At 72.5% G+C, this 20,638-nt stretch carries 21 protein-coding genes and 1 pseudogene; 19 read left to right on the top strand and 3 right to left on the bottom strand.

What is annotated here, in order from left to right; genetic code table 11:
- The 10 genes and pseudogenes from QQX10_RS12470 to QQX10_RS12515 all read left to right on the top strand — a co-directional run.
- Window positions 1-910, top strand: a pseudogene (locus QQX10_RS12470) (hypothetical protein); the annotation flags it as partial.
- Between the two features lie 45 nt (window positions 911-955).
- The gene (locus tag QQX10_RS12475; RefSeq protein ID WP_301121698.1) at window positions 956-1,960 is read left to right on the top strand and encodes an HAD-IIA family hydrolase; all 1,005 of its coding nucleotides are present in this window, start codon (window positions 956-958) and stop codon (window positions 1,958-1,960) included.
- 9 nt (window positions 1,961-1,969) lie between these two features.
- A complete protein-coding gene (locus QQX10_RS12480; RefSeq protein ID WP_301121691.1) occupies window positions 1,970-2,143 on the top strand; it encodes a hypothetical protein in 174 nt (57 codons plus the stop codon).
- Window position 2,144: 1 nt separating this feature from the next.
- A complete protein-coding gene (locus tag QQX10_RS12485) occupies window positions 2,145-2,963 on the top strand; it encodes a TlyA family RNA methyltransferase (protein WP_301121689.1) in 819 nt (272 codons plus the stop codon).
- Window positions 2,960-3,826: an NAD kinase gene (locus QQX10_RS12490; protein ID WP_301121687.1), complete on the top strand. Its 867-nt coding sequence runs from the start codon at window positions 2,960-2,962 to the stop codon at window positions 3,824-3,826. The genes QQX10_RS12485 and QQX10_RS12490 overlap by 4 nt, the downstream gene beginning before the upstream one ends.
- Entirely contained in the window at window positions 3,826-5,508 is a 1,683-nt protein-coding gene (gene recN, locus QQX10_RS12495) for a DNA repair protein RecN (protein WP_301121685.1), read from the top strand. Before QQX10_RS12490 ends, recN begins: the two co-directional genes overlap by 1 nt.
- Before the next feature lie 5 nt (window positions 5,509-5,513).
- Complete coding sequence (gene steA / locus QQX10_RS12500; protein ID WP_301121683.1) at window positions 5,514-6,635, top strand: putative cytokinetic ring protein SteA; 1,122 nt, start codon at window positions 5,514-5,516, stop codon at window positions 6,633-6,635.
- Window positions 6,632-7,540 (top strand): copper transporter, encoded by a 909-nt coding sequence (locus QQX10_RS12505; RefSeq protein WP_301121681.1) that lies wholly within the window; start codon window positions 6,632-6,634, stop codon window positions 7,538-7,540. Before steA ends, QQX10_RS12505 begins: the two co-directional genes overlap by 4 nt.
- A 32-nt stretch (window positions 7,541-7,572) precedes the next feature.
- Complete coding sequence (pyrG, locus tag QQX10_RS12510; protein WP_301121679.1) at window positions 7,573-9,255, top strand: CTP synthase; 1,683 nt, start codon at window positions 7,573-7,575, stop codon at window positions 9,253-9,255.
- Entirely contained in the window at window positions 9,252-9,911 is a 660-nt protein-coding gene (locus QQX10_RS12515; RefSeq protein ID WP_301121677.1) for an NUDIX domain-containing protein, read from the top strand. The genes pyrG and QQX10_RS12515 overlap by 4 nt, the downstream gene beginning before the upstream one ends.
- Window positions 9,912-9,928: 17 nt before the next feature.
- Here QQX10_RS12515 and ilvA read toward each other — a convergent pair whose 3' ends face one another.
- Entirely contained in the window at window positions 9,929-11,158 is a 1,230-nt protein-coding gene (gene ilvA, locus QQX10_RS12520) for a threonine ammonia-lyase (RefSeq protein ID WP_301121675.1), read from the bottom strand.
- The gene (locus QQX10_RS12525) at window positions 11,155-12,075 is read right to left on the bottom strand and encodes a COX15/CtaA family protein (protein ID WP_301121673.1); all 921 of its coding nucleotides are present in this window, start codon (window positions 12,073-12,075) and stop codon (window positions 11,155-11,157) included. Before QQX10_RS12525 ends, ilvA begins: the two co-directional genes overlap by 4 nt.
- Window positions 12,076-12,224: 149 nt before the next feature.
- Between QQX10_RS12525 and QQX10_RS12530 the strand changes: the two genes are divergently transcribed.
- The 9 genes from QQX10_RS12530 to QQX10_RS12570 are packed head-to-tail and all read left to right on the top strand — an operon-like array spanning window position 12,225 to window position 19,226.
- A complete protein-coding gene (locus QQX10_RS12530) occupies window positions 12,225-12,878 on the top strand; it encodes a helix-turn-helix transcriptional regulator (RefSeq protein WP_301121666.1) in 654 nt (217 codons plus the stop codon).
- Between the two features lie 23 nt (window positions 12,879-12,901).
- Window positions 12,902-14,308 carry a Fe-S cluster assembly protein SufB gene (gene sufB / locus QQX10_RS12535; RefSeq protein ID WP_439710161.1) on the top strand — a complete coding sequence of 469 codons (1,407 nt, stop codon included), beginning with the start codon at window positions 12,902-12,904 and terminating at the stop codon, window positions 14,306-14,308.
- Window positions 14,305-15,492 (top strand): Fe-S cluster assembly protein SufD, encoded by a 1,188-nt coding sequence (gene sufD, locus QQX10_RS12540; RefSeq protein ID WP_301121658.1) that lies wholly within the window; start codon window positions 14,305-14,307, stop codon window positions 15,490-15,492. Before sufB ends, sufD begins: the two co-directional genes overlap by 4 nt.
- On the top strand, window positions 15,485-15,838 hold the full coding sequence (locus QQX10_RS12545) for a non-heme iron oxygenase ferredoxin subunit (RefSeq protein WP_301121656.1): 354 nt from the start codon (window positions 15,485-15,487) through the stop codon (window positions 15,836-15,838). The genes sufD and QQX10_RS12545 overlap by 8 nt, the downstream gene beginning before the upstream one ends.
- The gene (gene sufC, locus QQX10_RS12550) at window positions 15,835-16,590 is read left to right on the top strand and encodes a Fe-S cluster assembly ATPase SufC (protein WP_301121654.1); all 756 of its coding nucleotides are present in this window, start codon (window positions 15,835-15,837) and stop codon (window positions 16,588-16,590) included. Before QQX10_RS12545 ends, sufC begins: the two co-directional genes overlap by 4 nt.
- A gap of 3 nt (window positions 16,591-16,593) precedes the next feature.
- The gene (locus QQX10_RS12555; protein WP_301121652.1) at window positions 16,594-17,865 is read left to right on the top strand and encodes an aminotransferase class V-fold PLP-dependent enzyme; all 1,272 of its coding nucleotides are present in this window, start codon (window positions 16,594-16,596) and stop codon (window positions 17,863-17,865) included.
- Entirely contained in the window at window positions 17,862-18,347 is a 486-nt protein-coding gene (gene sufU / locus QQX10_RS12560) for a Fe-S cluster assembly sulfur transfer protein SufU (protein WP_301121650.1), read from the top strand. Before QQX10_RS12555 ends, sufU begins: the two co-directional genes overlap by 4 nt.
- A complete protein-coding gene (locus tag QQX10_RS12565) occupies window positions 18,344-18,673 on the top strand; it encodes a metal-sulfur cluster assembly factor (RefSeq protein ID WP_301121648.1) in 330 nt (109 codons plus the stop codon). The genes sufU and QQX10_RS12565 overlap by 4 nt, the downstream gene beginning before the upstream one ends.
- Window positions 18,674-18,680: 7 nt before the next feature.
- Window positions 18,681-19,226: a DUF1697 domain-containing protein gene (locus tag QQX10_RS12570; protein ID WP_301121646.1), complete on the top strand. Its 546-nt coding sequence runs from the start codon at window positions 18,681-18,683 to the stop codon at window positions 19,224-19,226.
- Window positions 19,227-19,232: 6 nt separating this feature from the next.
- Here the strand turns inward: QQX10_RS12570 and QQX10_RS12575 are convergent, their stop codons facing one another.
- On the bottom strand, window positions 19,233-20,612 hold the full coding sequence (locus QQX10_RS12575) for a basic amino acid/polyamine antiporter (protein ID WP_301121644.1): 1,380 nt from the start codon (window positions 20,610-20,612) through the stop codon (window positions 19,233-19,235).
- Between the last annotated feature and the right edge of the window lie 26 nt (window positions 20,613-20,638).

The following is a 20,638-nucleotide window of genomic DNA, read 5'->3' on the forward strand; positions in this document are numbered from 1 at the left end:
CCCCCAGCGTGATGGTGAGCGTCGGTACGACAACGACCGCGGCCCCCGCCGCGACGGCGACCGCTACGACCGCGGCGAACGCGGTGACCGTGGGCAGCGCGCGTACCCCGGTCGCGCGGGCCGTCCGGAGCGCGCCGGTCGTGACCGCGAGGAGGAGAGGCCGCCGCGCGTCGGCGCCATCCCCCTCACACAGGCGGAGTACCTCGAGGCGCCGGAGATCCCGGAGGAGGTCACCTACAACCAGCTCGACCGCACGGTCCGTGCGCGCCTGCGTACCCTCAGCAAGGACAACGCGGAGGACGTGGGACGCCACCTCATCATGGCGGGCAACCTGCTGGACATCGACCCCGAGCTCGCGTACCGGCATGCTCAGGTCGCGGCCGCGCGCGGCGGCCGCGTCGACGTGGTCCGCGAGGCCGCCGCGCTGACGGCGTACGCGACGGGACGCTACGCGGAGGCGTTGCGCGAGTTCCGGACCGTGCGCAGGCTGGGCGGCTCCAACGAGCACCTGCCCCTCATGGCCGACTGCGAGCGCGGGCTCGGGCGCCCCGAGCGAGCTCTGGCGATCGCGCAGGAGCCCGAGGCGCGGACCCTCGACAAGATGGGCCGCATCGAGCTCGAGATCGTCATCGCGGGTGCGCGCCTCGACATGGGGGACGCCGACGCCGCGCGCCTGATCCTGTCCCGGCTCGAGACCGCCGATGCGGAGCTCCGCGCGCGCATCGACCACGCGATGGTCGACGTGCTGCGTGCGCTCGGTCGCGACGAGGAGGCGGACGCCCTCGAGGCTGCGATCCCCGAGCCCGTCGAGGAGGTCGAGGAGGAGGATGTGGTGCTGTACGACACGGCCGAGCTTCCCGACCCGGACGCCGACGAGGACGCCGACGAGGACGCCGACGACGAGCGTTGATCCCGGTCCCACCGGACCGCCGCACCTGAGCTGAGGAGAGCACCCATGACCGCATCGGACCTGCTGGGCACCGACGTCCCGCTGCAGGAGGCCTTCGACGTCGCGCTGGTCGACCTCGACGGGGTCGCCTACAAGGGCGCGCACGCGATCCCGGGAGCGGCCGAGGGCCTGGCCGCGGCCAGGACGGCGGGCATGGGCGTGCTGTTCGTCACCAACAACGCGTCACGCGAGCCCGAGACGGTCGCCGACCACCTGACGGACCTGGGCATCCCGTGCGCGCCGCAGGAGGTCATGACCGCCGCGCAGGCGGGTGCCGAGCTCCTCACCGACCACGTCCCCGCGGGCGCGGCGGTGCTGGTCGTCGGCGGCGCGGGGCTGCGCACGGCCGTCGCGGCGAAGGGCTACCGGCTCGTCGAGCACGCCGACGACCAGCCCGCGGCCGTGATCCAGGGATTCGCTCCCGAGCTCGGCTGGGCGCAGCTGGCCGAGGCCACGTACGCGATCCGCGCGGGCGCGCGCTTCTTCGCCACCAACCTCGACCTGACGCTTCCGACCGAGCGCGGGTTCGCGCCCGGCAACGGTTCCCTGGTCGCGGCGGTACGGACCGCGACGGGAGTCGACCCGCTCTCGGCGGGCAAGCCCGAGCCCGCCATGTTCCACCTGGCGGCGCGCAAGGCGGGGGCGGAGCGCCCGATGATGATCGGCGACCGTCTCGACACCGACCTGCGCGGGGCCCGCGCCGCCGGCATGCCCGGCCTGCTGGTCCTCACCGGGGTCTCGCAGGTCAACGACGCCCTCGCGGCACCGCGGGAGGAGCGTCCGGCCTTCATCGGACGGGACCTCGGCTGCCTGGCCGAGGTGCACCCGGCCCCCGAGCTGGCGGACCACTGGTGGCACGTCGGCGATGCCCGGGCGCGGGCGACGGAGGGTCAGCTCGTCGTCGACGGCGGCAGCCCGCTGGATCGCGTCCGCGCGGCCTGCGCGGCGACCTGGGAGGCGATCGACGCGGGTGCGCGCGTGAGTTTTGAGACGCTTCCGCACCTCGGGTAGCCTCGCTCCATGGCTGACATCAACGAGTCGCGTGAGTCGCTTGGCCAGGTCGAGTACCCGGCGGAGGTGCGCGAGGCCCTGAAGGCAGTGACGGAGCTGCCGGACGACCTCGAGCAGCAGGCCGAGTTCTTCGACAAGGTCCAGGAGGCGCTGTCGACGCGCCTGCGGGACGAGCAGAGCTGACGTGCGTCTGGACCGCGCGCTTGTGGCGCGCGGCCTGGTTCAGTCGCGCACGCGTGCGCAGGAGCTGATCGCCGACGGCGCGGTCCGGGTCGACGGCGTGGTCGTCTCGAAGGCCTCGACGGTGGCGCGCGACGATGCGGTGATCGAGGTGAGCGGGGTCGACGCCTACGTCTCCCGTGCGGCGTACAAGCTGATCGGCGCGCTCGAGGCGTGTCCCGAGCTGGTGCTCGAGGGTCGGGTCGCGCTGGACGTCGGGGCGTCGACGGGGGGCTTCACCCAGGTCCTGCTCGAGCGTGGCGCGGCGCGGGTCCACGCCGTCGACGTCGGCCACGGGCAGCTCGCACGGTCCATCGCCGACGATCCGCGCGTGATCGCGCGCGAGGGCCTGAACGCCCGGGAGCTCGCTCTCGTTGATCTGGGAGAACGTCCCGACCTGGTCGTCGCGGACGTCTCGTTCATCTCGCTGACGCTGCTCATCGCGCCGATCCTGGATGTGGTCGCCGACGGCGCGGACCTGCTGCTGATGGTGAAGCCGCAGTTCGAGGTGGGGCGCGAGCGCCTCGGACGCGGGGGAGTGGTGTCCCGGGCGGACGACCGTGCCCTGGCGGTCGCCCGGGTGGCCGCCGCCATGCGCGGGGCCGGCCTTGGGATCCACCGGATCGCGGCGTCGACGCTGCCGGGGCCGAGCGGCAACGTGGAGTTCTTCGTCTGGGGGTCGCGGACGTGGCAGGCTAGGGACGGCGGCCGCGACCGGCCGCCTGCCTTGGACGATGCCGAGGTGCGGGCAGCGATCGAGACGGAGACGGGAGGCACAGCGTGAGTCGCCGGATCCTGATCGTGCCCAACCCGCATCGTCCCGAGACGCTCGAGGCGGCGACCGTCGCCAAGGCCGCCCTGCGGGAGACCGGGGTCGGCGTCTGCGCCGACTTCCACGCCGACACCGACGAGCCGATCGACGCCGCGCTCGTGCTCGGCGGCGACGGGACGATGCTGCACGCGGCGGACATGACGCGTGGTACCGGCATCCCGCTGCTCGGGGTGAACCTGGGGAGGGTGGGATTCCTCGCCGAGCTCGAGCGTGACGATGTCGCGACGGCGGCGGTGCGTCTCGCCGAGGGCGACTACTCGGTCGAGGAGCGCGGCACGATCGACGTGGTGGTCACCGAGCGCGACGGCGGGGTCAGCACCGGGTGGGCGCTCAACGAGGCGACGATCGAGCGCGCCAACCTGCGCACCACGGTCGAGGTCGGGCTCGACATCGATGGACGGCCCTTGTCCACCTTCGGCTGCGACGGCGTGGTGATCGCCACCTCCACCGGCTCGACCGCGCATGCCTTCAGCGCGGGTGGTCCGGTGCTCTGGCCCGAGGTGGACGCCCTGCTGGTCGTCCCCCTGGCGGCACACGCGCTGTTCGCGCGCCCGCTCGTGATCGGCCCGTCCTCGAGCGTGACGGTGGAGATCCTGGAACGGTCGGCGAGCACGGCGCAGGTGGTGCTCGACGGCGCCCGGGCGATCGACGTCGCCCGCGGCGGTCGGGTCGAGGTGCGTCGAGGCGCGGAGCCGGTCCGCCTCGCCCGCATGCTCGACGCCCCGTTCAGCGAGCGCCTGGTGAAGAAGTTCTCCCTGCCCGTCGACGGCTTCCGCGGGACCCGCGACGTCGAGGGATGGGCCGCGGGGATCTGATGCTGCGCGAGCTCGCGATCGAGAACCTGGGTGTCATCGAGTCGGCCCGCATCGACCTCGGACCCGGCCTCACCTGCGTGACGGGGGAGACCGGCGCGGGCAAGACCATGGTGCTGACCGGGCTCGGGCTGATCCTCGGGTCCAGGTCCGTCCCCGCGACGGTCCGCACGGGCGCCGCCGCGGCGCTCGCCGAGGCGATCGTCGACGTGGCGCCCGGGAGCTGGCCCGCGGAGCGCCTCGAGGAGGCGGGCGCGGCGCTCGACGACGACGGCACCGTGATCGTCAGCAGGAGCGTGGGCGCCTCGACGCGGTCGCGCACCGTCGTGGGCGGGAGGACGGTGCCGCAGGCGGTGCTCGCGGAGGTCGCCGCGCACTGGGTCACCGTGCACGGCCAGAGCGACCAGGCGCGGCTGCGCTCCTCCGCGGAGCAGCGCGCGATCCTCGACGAGTACGCGGACCATGCGGACCTGCTCGACTCCTACGCGGCCGCATGGCGCCGCTGGCGGGATGCGCGCGACGCTCTCGAGCGGATGGAGTCCGGCGCCGAGCAGGCCCGCCTCGAGGCGGCGCGGATGCGCGACGATCTCGCGGCGATCGACGAGGTCGCGCCCGAGGCAGGCGAGGACCAGGCGCTCAAGGACCAGATCGAGGTGCTCGAGAACGCGGAGTCCGTCCGCACGGGCGTCGCCGCCGCGCGCGAGGCCATCGACGGCGACGGCGAGACCACCCTCGTCATCGCCGCGGAGGCGGCGCGGCGCGCGCTCGGCGAGGCCGCGCGCCACGACCGTGCCCTCGCGGACCTCGAGAACCGGCTGGCCGACGTGGCCTACGGCGCCGCCGACGTCGCGCAGGAGCTGGCGTCCTATCTCGACCGGATGGACGCGGACCCGTCGCGTCTCGACGAGCTCCAGCAGCGTCGTGCGGCGCTCGGCTCGCTCATGCGGCGCATCGGCGCGGATCTCGATGGCGTGCTGGCCTACCGCGACCGCGCCGCGGCCGCGGTCGCCGAGGACGACTCGTGGGACGAGCACCTGGCGGCGCGTCGCGGCGACGAGCGCGCCGCGGCGGCCGAGGTCGAGCGGCTCGCCGACGCGCTGTCCGCGAGCCGTCGCGCCGGCGCCGACCGCCTGGCCGCCGACGTGAACGCCGAGCTCGCGGGGCTCGCGATGCCCGACGCGTCGTTCGCCGTCGAGGTCGATCGTGCGGAGCTGCGCCACTCGGGCGCGGACGAGGTCCGGATGACCCTCGCCTCCCATCCGGGAGCGCCCGCGCGGCCGGTGGCGCTGGCGGCGTCGGGAGGCGAGCTGTCCCGCATCATGCTCGCGTTGGAGGTGTCCCTCGCCCGGCACGCCGCCGCGCCCGGCCACACGTTCGTGTTCGACGAGGTCGACGCCGGGGTCGGCGGGCGCGCGGCGGTGGCCGTCGGACGGCGCCTCGCGGAGCTCGCTCGGACCCATCAGGTGCTGGTCGTCACCCACCTCGCGCAGGTGGCCGCGCACGCCGACCGTCACGTCGTGGTGGCGAAGGCCACGGACGGCGCGATCACGCGCGCCCAGGTGCGCGAGGTGGCCGGCGATGCCCGCGTCGAGGAGCTCGCGCGGCTCCTCTCGGGACACGAGGACTCGAAGACCGCACTCGCCCACGCGCGTGAGCTGTGGGAGGCCTCCCGCGTGGCACCATAGCCGCCATGACCCCCCTCCCGACCGTCAGCGGGACCGCGCGTGTGGACTCCTCCCCGCTCGCCCTCGCGCGCAGGCTCCGCCAGGGCGACGTCGCGATCATCGATGCGCTCGACCTCGACCGGCGGGCCGCCCAGGCGCTGCTCGCGCGGCAGCCGGCCGCCGTCGTGAACGCCCAGGCGTCTCTGTCGGGCAGGCTCCCGCACACCGGTTCGCTCGTGCTGCTCGAGGCGGGGATCCCCGTCGTGGACGCCGTGGGCGAGGAGGTCCTCGCGTTCCATGAGGGCGACCGGGTGACCATCGAGGGCGGTCGGGTGACGGCGGGTGACACGGCCCTCGAGGGCAACCGGCTCACCTCCGAGGCCGCGCACGAGCTGCGGGCGGCGGCCGCCGCCGACCTCCCTGTCCACGTCGGCGCCTTCGCGGCGAACACGCTCGAGGTGCTCGCCCGCGAGTCCGCTCTGCTGCTCGACGGCACGGGCCTTCCTGAGCTGCGGCTGCCGGTCGCCGGCCGCGCCGTCGTGGTGGTGGCGCCCGGCTTCGCCGGCGACCCCGTCCTCAGCCGCTTCGCCCGGGAACGGCGGCCGCTGGTGATCGGGATCGGGGAGGGCGCCGACGCCGCGCGCGCCGCCGGCCTCGCCCCGCGCATCGTGCTCGGGGACATCGACACCGTAGCCGAGGACACCCTGGCACGGGCCAACCAGGTGATCATCCACGACCCCCGGGGCCACGATGCCGGGCGCGCGAGGGCGCAGGCGATCGGCCTCACCCATGACACCTCCGACGCGGGCATCGCGAGCGAGGACCTGGCGATCCTGGCAGCCCACGCGGCCGGCGCGACGGTGATCGTGGTCGCCGGCGGCCGGACGGGGCTCCTCGACCACGTCGAGGACCGCACCGGCGACGCCGCGGGGGCCCTGCTCGCGCGCCTCGCGGCCTCGGGAACCGTGGTGGACGCGGACGTGCTCGGACCCCTGTACCGGCACCGCTACTCGGCCGTCGCCGCCTGGGGCCCGCTCGTGCTCGCCACGGTCGCGCTCGTGCTCGCAGCCTGGGGCACCCCGGAGGGCCACGATGCGATGACCGGCGCGTGGGAATGGCTCAGCGGGCTGCTGGAGGGAGCACGATGAGGGACGGCAGGACCGTCGCCCTGCTCGCCGGCGCCGGGGTCGCGCTGCTCGCGATCGGAGTCGTGCTCGGGTCGGGCCCGCTGCGCGCGGCGCTGCTCGGCGACGTGGGCGATGAGATCGACACCCTGCAGGCGCAGATCGAGGTCGAGGCCGCGGCACGCGCGGATGCCGAGGCCGCGGCGCAGGCCGCCGTCGCGTACGTCGACGGCGCCGCGCCCGCGCTGCTCGCGGACCGGCTGGCGGGGGCGGCCGTGCTCATCGTGACCGTGCCCGGAGCCGACGGCGACCTCGCCGCGGGTGTCGCGAACCGGATCGTCCAGGCCGGGGGACAGGTCGCGGGCGAGGTCGCCCTCACCGACGAGTGGGCCGCGACGGAGACCACGACGTTCCGCGAGGCGCTCGCCGAGCAGCTCGCCCCGACGGTGATCGGCGAGGCGGAGGGCGACGTCGAGGCGCTGCTCGCGCACGCGTTCGTCCAGGGTTCCACGGGGGGAGCCGCACCGTCGGCGGCCGACCCCGCTGAGGTGGCGGCGATCGGCACCGACCGCGGCGAGGTGCTCTGGTCCCTCCTGGTGCAGGCGGGCCTGGCAGACGGCGCGGCGGCGCAACGCGCCGATGCGGTGGTGATGATCGGCGGCAGCGACGCCGGGACGCTCGGGGTCCTCGCGGACGCGTTCGCGCAGTACGACGCCCCGGTGATCCTGGCGGGGTCGCCGGGCCAGACCGCCCCGTACGCGGGCTCGCTCGACGTCGCGACCGTCGCCGGCGACGAGTGGACCATGGGGTCGGTCACGGTCGCCGCGGTGATCTCGGAGAGCCTGTTCGGAGCGGTCCCGCACTACGGCCCGGGCGAGGTTCCCGGAATCCTCAGCGCGTCAGCCGTTCCGACCGGGACCGCGGGCTGATAGGCTTGAAGCCCGTGGAGCGAACGCGATTTATGTCCGGCACGGACCATGTCACCAAGCACATCTTCGTCACCGGAGGAGTCGTCTCCTCCCTGGGGAAGGGCCTGACGGCTTCCAGCCTCGGTCGACTTCTCCGCTCGCGCGGCCTGCGGGTGACCATGCAGAAGCTGGACCCGTATCTCAACGTGGACCCCGGCACCATGAACCCGTTCCAGCACGGCGAGGTCTTCGTGACCGACGACGGTGCCGAGACCGACCTCGACATCGGCCACTACGAGCGGTTCCTCGACGTCAAGCTCTCCGCGAGCTCCAACGTCACCACCGGTCAGGTGTACTCGCAGGTCATCGCGAAGGAGCGCCGCGGCGAGTACCTGGGCGACACCGTGCAGGTCATCCCGCACATCACGGACGAGATCAAGCGCCGCATGCGCGAGCAGGCGGGCCAGTCGGTCGACGTCATCATCACCGAGATCGGCGGCACCGTCGGCGACATCGAGTCCCAGCCGTTCCTCGAGGCCGCGCGCCAGGTCCGCCACGACGTCGGACGCGACCACGTGTTCTTCCTGCACGTCTCGCTCGTGCCGTTCATCGGCCCGTCGGGAGAGCAGAAGACCAAGCCGACCCAGCACTCGGTGGCCGCGCTGCGCAGCATCGGCATCCAGCCGGACGCCCTGGTCCTCCGCTCCGACCGCGAGGTGCCCTCGTCGGTCAAGAACAAGGTCGCGCTCATGTGCGACGTCGAGCCGCAGGCCGTCGTCAACGCCGTCGACGCGCCCAGCATCTACGACATCCCCAAGGTGCTCCACGCCGAGGGCCTCGACGCCTACGTGGTGCGTCGCCTCGACCTGCCCTTCCACGACGTCGAGTGGGGTGCCTGGAACGACGTCCTCAAGCGCGTCCACAAGCCCGCCAACGAGGTCGAGGTCGCCCTGGTGGGCAAGTACATCGACCTGCCCGACGCGTACCTCTCGGTGAGCGAGGCGCTCCGCGCCGGCGGCTTCCACCACAACGCCCGGGTGCGCATCCGCTGGGTCGCGTCCGACCGCTGCCAGACGCCCGAGGGGGCGCAGGAGGCCCTCGGCGGGGTCGACTGCGTGCTGGTGCCGGGAGGCTTCGGCATCCGCGGCGTCGACGGCAAGATCGGCGCGCTGCGGTGGGCCCGCGAGAACAAGGTGCCCACGCTCGGCATCTGCCTCGGCATGCAGACCATGGTGATGGAGTACGCGCGCAACGTGCTCGGCCTCGAGGGCGCGTCGAGCTCGGAGTTCGACCCGGAGACCCCGCATCCCGTGGTCGCGACCATGGAGGAGCAGCTCGAGATCGTCGAGGGCAAGGGCGACCTGGGCGGCACCATGCGCCTCGGTGAGTACCAGGCGGTCCTCAAGGAGGGCTCCGTCGTGGCGCAGACGTACGGCACGTCCACCGTCGGCGAGCGCCACCGTCACCGCTACGAGGTCAACAACGCGTACCGCGCGCAGCTCGAGGAGGCCGGCCTCATCGTCTGCGGCGAGAGCCCCGACCGTTCGCTAGTCGAGTTCGTCGAGCTCCCCGCCGACGTGCACCCGTACTACGTCGCCACCCAGGCGCACCCCGAGTTCCTGTCGCGCCCCACCAAGGCGCACCCGCTGTTCGCAGGGCTCGTCGGCGCCGCGCTGGCGCGTCAGCAGGCGGCGGCCCAGGACGCCGAGCCGGCGACGGAGGCCGCGAGCGCGTGACCTCCGACGCGCACGTGCCGCTCGCGGACGCGGCAGCGCCGCGCCCGATCCTGGCCCGGGAACCCCGGTTCGACGGCAAGGTCTGGGACGTCGTCAGCGACCAGGTGGACCTCGACCACACCGTGGTGACGCGCGACTTCGTGCAGCACACCGGCGCGGTGGTGATCGTGGCGCTCAACCACCGCGACGAGCTGTACCTGGTGCGTCAGTACCGCCACCCCGTCGGCGTCGAATGCTGGGAGCCGCCCGCCGGGCTGCTCGACGGCGTCGGGGAGACACCGGTCGAGGCCGCCGCGAGGGAGCTGCACGAGGAGGCCGACCTCACCGCGGAGACCTGGCATGTGCTCGCCGACTACTACCCGTCCGCGGGAGGCAGCTCGGAGGGCGTGCGGGTGTTCCTCGCGCGCGACCTCGCGGCGGTGCCCGACGAGGAGCGTCACGAGCGGTCCGAGGAGGAGCGCGACATGGTCGGCGACTGGGTGGCGCTCGACGACATCCTCGCCGCGATCGCCGCGGGTGGCGTGCATGCGTCCTCGCTGCTCGTCGGGGCGATGGCCGCGGACCAGGCGCGGAGGTCGGGCTGGTCGACGCTCCGGCCCGCGGACTCCCCCTGGCTGCTCGCTCCGGAGGACCGCCGCCGCGGCGGCTCGCTCTAGCCCGCCGCCCGCGCGGCTCAGTCCCCGGCGACCTCGGGGGTGAAGCCGGACGCCGTCAACGCGTCCAGGACCTCCTGCTGGTGGTTCGGCCCCCGCGTCTCCACGGAGACCTGGAGCACCACCGAGTTCAGCGCGAGGCCCAGGTCGTGCCGGGTGTGCAGCACCTCCGTCACGTTCGCGCCCACCCGGGCGAGCAGCTCGGACACCGCCGCGAGCTGACCGGGCCGGTCCGGCAGCGGGATCCGCAGCGTCATGTAGCGGCCCGAGGCGACCAGGCCGTGGGCGACGATCCGCTGCAGCAGCAGCGGGTCGATGTTGCCCCCGGAGACCAGCGCGACGGTCGGGCCGGACGCCTCGATCAGCCCGGCGAGGATCGCCGCGACGGGCGCGGCGCCCGCGGGCTCGACCACCAGCTTGGTGCGCTCGAGCAGGGTCAGCACGGCGCGGGCGAGGTCGTCCTCGCCCACGGTGAGCACCTGGTCGACCAGGTCGCGGACGATCGGGAAGGTGTGCGCGCCCGGACGCGCGACCGCGATCCCGTCGGCGATCGTCGGCGTGCGCTCGACGGTGACCGGGTGCCCGGCGGCGAGCGACGGAGGGAACGCGGCCGTCGCGGCGGCCTGGACGCCGATCACACGGATGGTCCGTCCCTCGAGCGCCGCGCGTGCCTTGGCGGCGACGGCGATCCCGGCGATGAGGCCGCCGCCGCCGATCGGTACGACGATGGTCTCCACGTCGGGAACGTCGTCGAGGATCTCGAGGCCGATCGTGCCCTGGCCGGCGATGACGTCGGGGTGGTCGAACGGGTGGATCATCACCGCGCCCGTGCGCTCCGCGTGCTCCTGTGCGAGCGCGAGGCAGTCGTCCACGATCGCGCCCTCGGTCACCACGGTGGCCCCGTAGCCCTTGGTCGCGAGCAGCTTGGGCACCGGGGCGCCCAGCGGCATGAAGATGGTCGCCTCGACCCCCAGCTGCTGGGCGGCGAACGCCACGCCCTGCGCGTGGTTGCCGGCCGACGCGGCCACGACGCCGCGGGCACGCTCCTCCGGGGTCAGCCGCGACAGCCGGTAGGTCGCCCCCCGCAGCTTGAACGAGCCGGTCCGCTGCAGGTTCTCGAGCTTCATGTACGTGGGCACGCCGAGGAGGCCCGTGAGGTACGAGGCCTGGTCGACCGGCGTGTGCTGCGCCACGCCGTCGAGGACGCGCGCGGCCTCGCGCACGTGGTCGAGCGTGACCTCGTGGCTCATGCCGGGGTCCGGTCCGCCCGGGTGAGGAGGTGGAAGGCAGAGTGCGCCGCGGTGAGGATCGCCGCGCCGGCCAGGTGGACACCGACGATGACCTCCGGCAGGCCGGTGAAGTACTGGACGTAGCCGATCACACCCTGCGCGAGCGTCACGACGGCGAGGACCACCCAGGCCTTGCGGACCGAATCGCGATCGCCCACGGAACGGTCGCGTCGGACGCGCCAGATCAGGAACGCGAGCAGCGCCACGAACGCCCACACGCTCAGCGCGTGGGCGCGCGCGATCAGCGCCGGATCGAGGCCGAGCCTCTCGGTGGCGTCCGCGTCGCCGGAATGCGGGCCCGCGCCCGTGGTGAGCGTCCCGAGCGTCAGCAGCACGCCGAGCAGGACGGTGAGCAGGCGGCGCGGCCACACCAGCGGGGCGCCCGCGCGACGCGGCGCGTTCCGGTAGCGCAGCGCGAGCCAGACCGCGTTCCACACGAGCACCGCTGACAGCAGGAAGTGCGGCATGACCGTGAGCGGATTGAGGCCGGTGAGCACGGTGATGCCCCCGAGGACCGCCTGTCCGAGGACGCCGAGGACGGGCACGAGCGCCCACCACCGCAGCGCGGGTCGAGTCCGCCAGACCGCCACGGCGAGCGCCACGGCCACCACCAGCAGGATCCCGGTGAGCGTGCGGTTGCCGAACTCGATGTACGGATGGATCCCCGCCTCGGGGTGCGCTACCGGCGTGAACTGGCCCGGCTCGCACTGCGGCCAGGTCGAGCAGCCGAGGCCCGATCCGGTGAGCCGGACCGCGCCGCCGGTGACGATGATCCCGCCTTGCGTCAGGATGTTCGCCAGCGTGAGCGCACGCGTCACGCGGTAGCCGGTTCCCCGGCTCTCGACGGTGGGCGCGGGGGAGGTGGTCTCGCTCGTCACGCCGACCAGTCTAGGGCGGGACGATGCGGTGCCAGGCGCGCGCCGCGGACGGCCTTCGGTAAGGCTTCCCTTGCTTGCAGGGAATGCTTTAAGCAACGACAATGTTTGCTTAATCGCCACCCCCGTCCCCGTGCTCTCGAGGAGGTCGTATGTCCGCTGACACCACGCGCGATCGCGTGCTCAGCCTCATCGCGACCGCGGGTCCCATCACCGCGGCCGCGCTCGCCCAGGAGCTTGGCGTCACCGCTGCGGGCGTGCGTCGTCACCTGACCTCCCTCGAGGACGCGGGGCACATCGTCGACCACGAGCCGCCGGGCGTGCACGCTCGCGGGCGCGGGCGCCCCGCGCGTTCGTTCGTGGCGACGCAGGCGGGACAGCAGGCGCTCGCCTCCGCCTACCAGGACGTGGCCGTCGATGCGCTGGGCTACCTGCGCGATCACGGCGGCCTCGACGAGTTCGTCGAGGCGAAGGCCCGCGAGCTCGAGTCCGCCCTCGAGCGGTCGGTGGACCCCGGCGCGCCGCTGGCGCAGCGCGTCACCGCCCTCGCCAGCGCGCTCGGCGAGCGCGGGTATGCCGCCTCGGTCCGGCCCGGTCCCGGTGGCATCACGGTCCAGCTCTGCCAGGGGCACTGCCCCGTCCAGTCCATCGCGGAGAAGACCCCCGAGTGGTGCGAGGCCGAGGCCCGCGCCTTCTCGAGGATCCTCGACGTGCACGTGCAGCGGTTGTCCACCCTCGCGGGTGGCGCCCACGTCTGCACCACCACGATCCCGCTCACCACCCCGACACCCCGCAAGGAAGGATGAGCATGAGTGCTCCCACCGAGCCCATGAGCCAGGACGAGGCGATCGCCTCGATCGGCAACTACCAGTTCGGCTGGCACGACACCGACACCGCAGGCGCGCTCGCGAAGCGCGGCCTCAACGAGGACGTCGTCCGCGAGATCTCGGCGCTGAAGAACGAGCCCGAGTGGATGCTCGACCTGCGCCTGAAGGGCCTCAAGCTCTTCGGCAAGAAGCCGCTGCCCAACTGGGGCTCCGACCTCACCGGCATCGACTTCGACAACATCAAGTACTTCGTGCGCTCGACCGAGAAGCAGGCCACCAGCTGGGAGGACCTGCCGGAGGACATCCGCAACACGTACGACAAGCTCGGCATCCCCGAGGCGGAGAAGCAGCGCCTGGTCGCCGGAGTCGCCGCGCAGTACGAGTCCGAGGTGGTCTACCACCAGATCCGCGAGGACCTGGAGGAGCAGGGCGTCATCTTCGTCGACACCGACACGGGCCTGCGCGAGCACCCCGAGATCTTCGAGGAGTACTTCGGCTCCGTGATCCCGGTCGGCGACAACAAGTTCGCCGCGCTGAACACGGCCGTGTGGTCGGGCGGCTCGTTCGTCTACGTCCCCCCGGGCGTCCACGTCGAGATCCCGCTCCAGGCCTACTTCCGCATCAACACGGAGAACATGGGCCAGTTCGAGCGCACCCTGATCATCGCGGACGAGGGCTCGTACGTGCACTACGTCGAGGGATGCACCGCGCCGATCTACAGCTCGGACTCCCTGCACTCCGCCGTGGTCGAGATCATCGTCAAGAAGAACGCCCGCGTGCGCTACACGACCATCCAGAACTGGTCGAACAACGTGTACAACCTGGTCACCAAGCGCGCGACCGCGGCCGAGGGCGCCACCATGGAGTGGGTCGACGGCAACATCGGCTCGAAGGTCACCATGAAGTACCCGGCGATCTTCATGCTCGGCGAGCACGCGAAGGGCGAGACCCTGTCGATCGCGTTCGCGGGCGAGGGGCAGCACCAGGACGCCGGCGCCAAGATGGTGCACGCGGCGCCCAACACCTCGTCGTCGATCATCTCCAAGTCCGTCGCCCGTGGCGGCGGCCGCACCTCGTACCGCGGCCTGGTCCAGGTCCTCGAGGGCGCCAAGAACTCGAAGTCGAACGTGCTGTGCGATGCGCTGCTCGTCGACCAGATCAGCAGGTCCGACACCTACCCGTACGTCGACGTCCGCGAGGACGACGTCCACATGGGCCACGAGGCATCCGTCTCGAAGGTGTCCGAGGACCAGCTGTTCTACCTCATGTCCCGAGGCCTCGAGGAGTCGGAGGCCATGGCCATGATCGTGCGCGGGTTCGTCGAGCCCATCGCGCGCGAGCTGCCCATGGAGTACGCGCTCGAGCTCAACCGCCTCATCGAGCTTCAGATGGAAGGATCCGTCGGTTGACCGTCACCGATCACACCCAGGCCACCGCCGACGCCGCGCACAGCCACGGCATCGTCCCCGACTCGTCCCGTGCGGATCGCGTCGTCTCCTTCGACGTCGACGCGTTCCCCGTGCCGACGGGTCGTGAGGAGAACTGGCGCTTCAGCGCCGTGCGTGACCTCAAGCCGCTGTTCGCCGACGAGCCGGCCGACGGCCACCTCGAGTGGTCCACCAGCGACCTTCCGGCGGGCGTGACGCTCACCGAGATCCCGGTCGACGATGCGGTGGTCCGCACCGTGCGTGCGCCCGGCGACCGCGCCTCGGCCGTGGCGGCCAAGCACTCCGGCGGCGCCATGGTGCTCGCCATCGCGCCGAACACCGTGGTCGACGAGCCCATCACCATCGACCTCAACGGCGCCGGCGGCGACGTCCGCGGCCACCTGCTCGTCGAGGTCGGCACCTCCGCCGAGGCGACGGTGGTCATCACCCGGACCGGCACCGCACGCTACTCCGAGCTCGTCTCGGTGGACCTGTGCGACAACGCCGGGCTCAACCTGGTGCTCCAGCAGCAGTGGGACGCGGACGCGATCCACGCGGGCGAGGTGGTCGCACGCCTCGGGCGCGACGCGCGCCTGCGGGGCACCGTGGTCACCCTCGGCGGCAAGGTCGTGCGCCTCAACACCTCGGCGGCGTTCGCCGGCGAGGGCGCGAGCGTCGATCTGTTCGGCCTGTACTTCGCGGACTCGGGTCAGCACCAGGAGCACCAGCTCTTCGTCGACCACGCGGTGCCCAAGTGCACGTCGCGCGTCACCTACAAGGGCGCGCTGGCGGGGGCCTCCGCGCGCTCCGTGTGGATCGGCGACGTGCTGATCCGCGCCGCGGCCGAGGGCACCGACACCTACGAGCTCAACCGCAACCTGGTCCTCACGGACGGCGCGCGCGCCGACTCGGTCCCGAACCTCGAGATCGAGACCGGTGAGATCGAGGGCGCGGGCCACGCGTCCGCGACCGGCCGCTTCGACGAGGAGCAGATGTTCTACCTGCGCTCGCGCGGCATCTCGGAGGAGCAGGCCCGCAAGCTCGTGGTCCGCGGCTTCTTCGCCGACCTCATCCACGAGATCGGCGTCCCCGCCGTCGAGGCGAGCCTGATGAAGCAGATCGAGCTCGAGCTGGAGCACGTGGAGGAGGAGATCGAGGATGAGTGAGCAGTTCGCCTGCATGGTGAGCGACCTCGCGCCCGAGCGCGCGCTGCTCGCGGAGCTGACGCTGGCCGACGGGGCCGAGATCCCCGTCGCCATCGTGCGGTCCGCGGACGGCGACTTCTACGCGATCGACGACCTCTGCACCCACGGCGAGGTCTCCCTCTCGGAGGGCGAGGTGGAGGGCTGCCACGTCGAGTGCTGGGCCCACGGCTCGCGCTTCGACATCCGCACGGGCGTGCCGGACGAGCTGCCCGCGATGACCCCCGTGAAGACCTATCCGACCCGGGTCGAGGGCGAGCGCGTGCTCGTCGACATCGACCACCCCATTCTTACCAAGGAGAACGCATGAGCACCCTGGAGATCCGCAACCTCCACGTCACCGTCGAGACCCCCGAGGGCACCAAGGAGATCCTCAAGGGCGTCGACCTGACGATCAACTCGGGCGAGACGCACGCGATCATGGGCCCCAACGGCTCCGGCAAGTCGACCCTCGCCTACTCGATCGCCGGCCACCCGAAGTACGAGATCACCGAGGGCTCGGTCACGCTCGACGGCGAGGACGTCCTCGAGATGTCGGTCGACGAGCGTGCCAAGGCCGGCCTGTTCCTCGCCATGCAGTACCCGGTCGAGGTGCCCGGCGTGTCCGTGTCGAACTTCCTGCGCACCGCGAAGACCGCGATCGACGGCGAGGCCCCCAAGCTCCGCACGTGGGTCAAGGACGTCAAGGGCGCGATGGAGAACCTCCGCATGGACCCCGCGTTCGGTGAGCGCGGCGTCAACGAGGGCTTCTCGGGCGGTGAGAAGAAGCGCCACGAGATCCTCCAGATGGAGCTGCTGCAGCCGAAGATCTCGATCCTCGACGAGACGGACTCCGGCCTCGACGTCGACGCGCTGCGCATCGTCTCCGAGGGCGTCAACCGCGCCAAGGACAACACGGGCCTGGGCATCATGCTCATCACCCACTACACCCGCATCCTCAACTACATCCGGCCCGACTACGTGCACGTGTTCGTGAACGGCCGGGTCGCCGAGGAGGGCGGCCCCGAGCTCGCCGAGCGTCTCGAGGCCGAGGGCTACGACCGCTACCTGGCGAGCGCCTGAACGATGCTCGCCGACGTCCGCGACGACTTCCCGCTCCTGGCCCGCACGGTCAGGAACGGGAGGCCGCTCGTGTACCTCGACTCCGGCGCGACGGCCCAGCGGCCGCGTGCCGTGCTGGAGGCCGAGGCCGACTTCCTGACGCGGAGCAACGGCGCTGTCGCGCGCGGCGCGCACCTGCTCGCGGAGGAGGCGACCGAGGCCTTCGAGGGTGCGCGTGCGGATGTCGCGCGGCTGGTCGGAGCGCCCGTCGAGGAGATCGTCTGGACCTCGGGAGCGACCGCGGCGATCAACCTGGTCGCGAACGGGATCCAGAACGCGACCCTGGGAGCCGGGGGAGCGGAGGCGGATCGCTTCCGCATCGGCCCGGGTGACCGGATCGTCGTCACGGAGCTCGAGCACCACGCGAACCTGATCCCGTGGCAGCAGCTCGCGGCACGGACGGGCGCCGAGCTCGCCTGGATCCCGGTGGACGATGCCGGGGTCCTGGACCTCTCGACGCTCGCCGAGATCGTGAGCCCGTCCACCAAGGTGGTCGCGTTCACGCACGCCAGCAACGTCACCGGCGTCATCACGGACGTCGCGGCGATCGTGGCGCGCGCCCGCGAGGTGGGCGCGCTCACCGTGCTCGACGCATGCCAGTCGGTGCCGCACATCCCGGTGTCCTTCCCGGAGCTCGGCGTCGACTTCGCCGCCTTCTCGGGCCACAAGATGCTCGGCCCGACCGGGGTGGGCGCCCTGTGGGGCCGCAAGGAGCTGCTCGACGCGCTGCCGCCGTCGATCTTCGGCGGTGGGGCCATCGCGGTGGTCACCATGGAGAGGACCACGTGGCTCGAGGCGCCCACGCGTTTCGAGCCCGGCACGCAGCCCGTCTCTCAGGCCGTCGGCATGGGTGCGGCCGCGAGGTACCTCATGAGCCTCGGGATGGAGAACGTCGCCGCCCATGAGGCGCGCATCGCGCAGATCATGCGCGAGGGCGCTGCGAGTCTCGACGGTGTCCGGCTCCTCGGCCCGGTCGGCGGCCCCGCCGCCGGGGACGTGCTCGGCCTCGCCGCGGTCGCGGTCGAGGGCGTCCACGCCCATGACGTCGGCCAGGTGCTGGACGACCGCGGCATCGCCGCGCGGGTGGGACACCACTGCGCCCAGCCCCTGCATCGTCGCCTCGGGCTCACCGGCTCGACCCGGGCGTCGGCCCACGTGTACACCACCGAGGCGGACGCGCACGCGTTCGTCGAGGCGCTCGCCTCGGTCCGCAGCTTCTTCGGAGTCACCGCATGAGCTCTCTCGAGCAGATGTACCAGCAGGTCATCATGGACCACGCCCGCGCCGCGCATGGCCGCGGCCTGGTTCAGGTCGACCTGCCCGCCCACGGCGAGTCGCACCAGGTCAACACGACCTGCGGAGACGAGGTCACCCTGCGGGTGGGCCTCGAGGGCGACACGATCGCGTCGCTCTCCTGGGAGGGCCAGGGCTGCTCGATCTCGCAGGCGTCGATCTCTGTGCTCGCCGAGCTCCTCGACGGCGAGTCGCTCGAGACGGCCGATGAGACCTACGAGGCGTTCCGTGCCCTGATGCAGGCGAAGGGCGAGCCGCTGGACGACGATCGCGAGGACATGCTGGGCGACGCGACCGCGTTCGTCGGTGTCGGCAAGTACCCTGCACGCATCAAGTGCGCGCTCCTGGGCTGGGTGGCCCTCAAGGACGCGCTCATCCAGGCGAGGGGCGCATCGTCCTCCGCCACGGAAGGAGACAAGGCATGACCGAAGGCACCAAGGCCCCGGCCAACGCCGCGGACGTCGAGGAGGCGCTCCGCGACGTCATCGACCCCGAGCTCGGCATCAACGTCGTGGATCTCGGGCTGGTCTACGGCGTGATGCTCGATGAGAACCGCCACGCCGTGATCGACATGACGCTGACGTCCGCGGCCTGCCCGCTGACGGACGTCATCGAGGACCAGACCTCGCAGGCGCTCGACGGCCTGGTCGACGGCTTCCGCATCAACTGGGTGTGGATGCCGCCGTGGGGGCCGGACAAGATCACCGACGACGGCCGCGAGCAGCTCCGCGCGCTCGGCTTCAACGTCTGACACCACCATGGCCACGACGCACGTGGTCCTCATCCGCGCGATCAACGTCGGCGGGCGCAACAAGGTGCCCATGGCGGAGCTGCGCGCCTCTCTCGAGGCCGCGGGGCTCCGCCAGGTGCGCACCTACATCCAGTCGGGCAACGTGCTGGTCGACGCGGGGGAGAGCCGCGCCGACCAGGTGAACTCCCTGGTCGAGCGTGTGCTGCTGGCCGACTTCGACGTGGACACCGTGGTCGTCACGGTCGACGCGGCGACGATGCGCGGCGCCGTCGAGGGCGCGCCGTCCCGCTTCGGTGCGGAGCCGGATGTCTACCACTCGGATGTCGCCTTCCTCCGGCCCGGCATCGCCGCGTCCGAGGCCGCGGACGCGTTCTCGTTGCGCGAGGGCGTCGACACGCTGTGGGAGGGCGAGGGAGTCGTGTACTTCCGCCGGCTCAGCGCGCAGCGCACGAAGTCGCGGATGTCGAGCGTGATGGGCACGCCGATGTACAAGCAGATGACCATCCGCAACTGGGCGACCACCACGACGCTGGTCGGGATGCTGGACGGCTGAGCGTCCTCAGAGGCTGACGGCGCCGGTCGCGAGGGCGACCACGGCCGCGACGGCGCCCGCGACGCTGAGCGCGCACAGCACCGCCTCGCGGCGGCTGAAGACCCGCAGGCCCTGCTCCCGGCGCGCCCACGCGTACAGCAACGTCGCGGGCGCGTAGATGATGAGCGCCAGCAGGGCGTACGCCGGTCCCATCGCGTAGACAAGGAAGAACGTGTAGGCCAGCGCGATGGCTGCGACCACGATCGCGGCCGGCGCGCGATGGTCGCGTGACAGCGCCGCACGCACCCCGAATCCAGCCGTGAGCAGGTACGGGATGATCGCGAGCGCGCTGGTGAGCTCGAGCGAGAAGTCGAATGCGTTCTCGGAGAGCTGGGTGAGCACCAGGAAGAGCCAGGTGACCAGCGAGGTCGCCGTGAGCGCCGCGATCGGCACGCCCCGGCCGTTGGTGCGGCGGAGGAGGCGCGGGGCGTCGTCCTGGAGCGCCGCCTCGTGCAGCACCTCGGTGGCGAGCAGCGTCCAGGCGAGGTACGCGCCCAGCACGGAGATCAGCAGCCCGATGCCGATGAGCCAGGCGCCCCATGGTCCGACCGCCGCCTCCAGCACCCCGGCGGCCGACGGCTGGTCCAGCGCCGCGAGCTCGGCCCGGGGCAGGACGCCGAACGAGAGCATCGTGACGGCGACGAACAGCGCGAGCACCGTGAGGAAGCCCGTCACCGTCGCCCGCCCGACGTCCTCGCGCCGGCGCGCGTAGCGCGAGTAGACGCTCGCCCCCTCGACGCCCAGGAACACGAACACCGTCACCAGCATGGTCGCGCGCACCTGGTCGCCCAGCCCGCCCAGCGCATCGTCGCCCGCGAGGTTGCCGGTGAAGGTGTCCCAGGAGAAGCCGCCGAAGATCAGCAGCACCACGAACAGCAGCAGCGGCACGAACTTCGCGACGGCCGTGATCGCGTTGAGCGCCGCGGCCTGCGTGACGCCGCGCGCGACCACCAGGTGGAACGCCCACAGCCCGACCGTGCCCAGCGCGAAGGCCGCCCACGTCGAGCCGTCGCCGAACGCCGGCACCACCGCCCCGAGCGTCGAGGCGATGAGCACCCAGTAGGTCACGTTGGCGATGCACGCCGCGGCCCAGTACCCGAACGCCGAGAAGAATCCCACGTACGGGCCGAACCCCGCCTTCGCGTACGCGACGATGCCGGAGTCGAGATCGGGCCGCCGTATCGCGAGCCGCTGGAAGACGAGCGCGAGCATCAGCATGCCGCCGCCGGCGACGCCCCACGCGAGGAGGGCGCCGAGGCCGCCGGCCGAGCCCGCGAACGACGAGGGCAGGGAGAAGACGCCCGCGCCGACCATCGACCCGATGACCATGCCCGCGAGCACGGGCATTGACATCCCCGCGCGGCGCTCCTGGG

The sequence above is a fragment of the Demequina lignilytica genome (genome assembly GCF_030418305.1).
Lineage (GTDB): Bacteria > Actinomycetota > Actinomycetes > Actinomycetales > Demequinaceae > Demequina > Demequina lignilytica.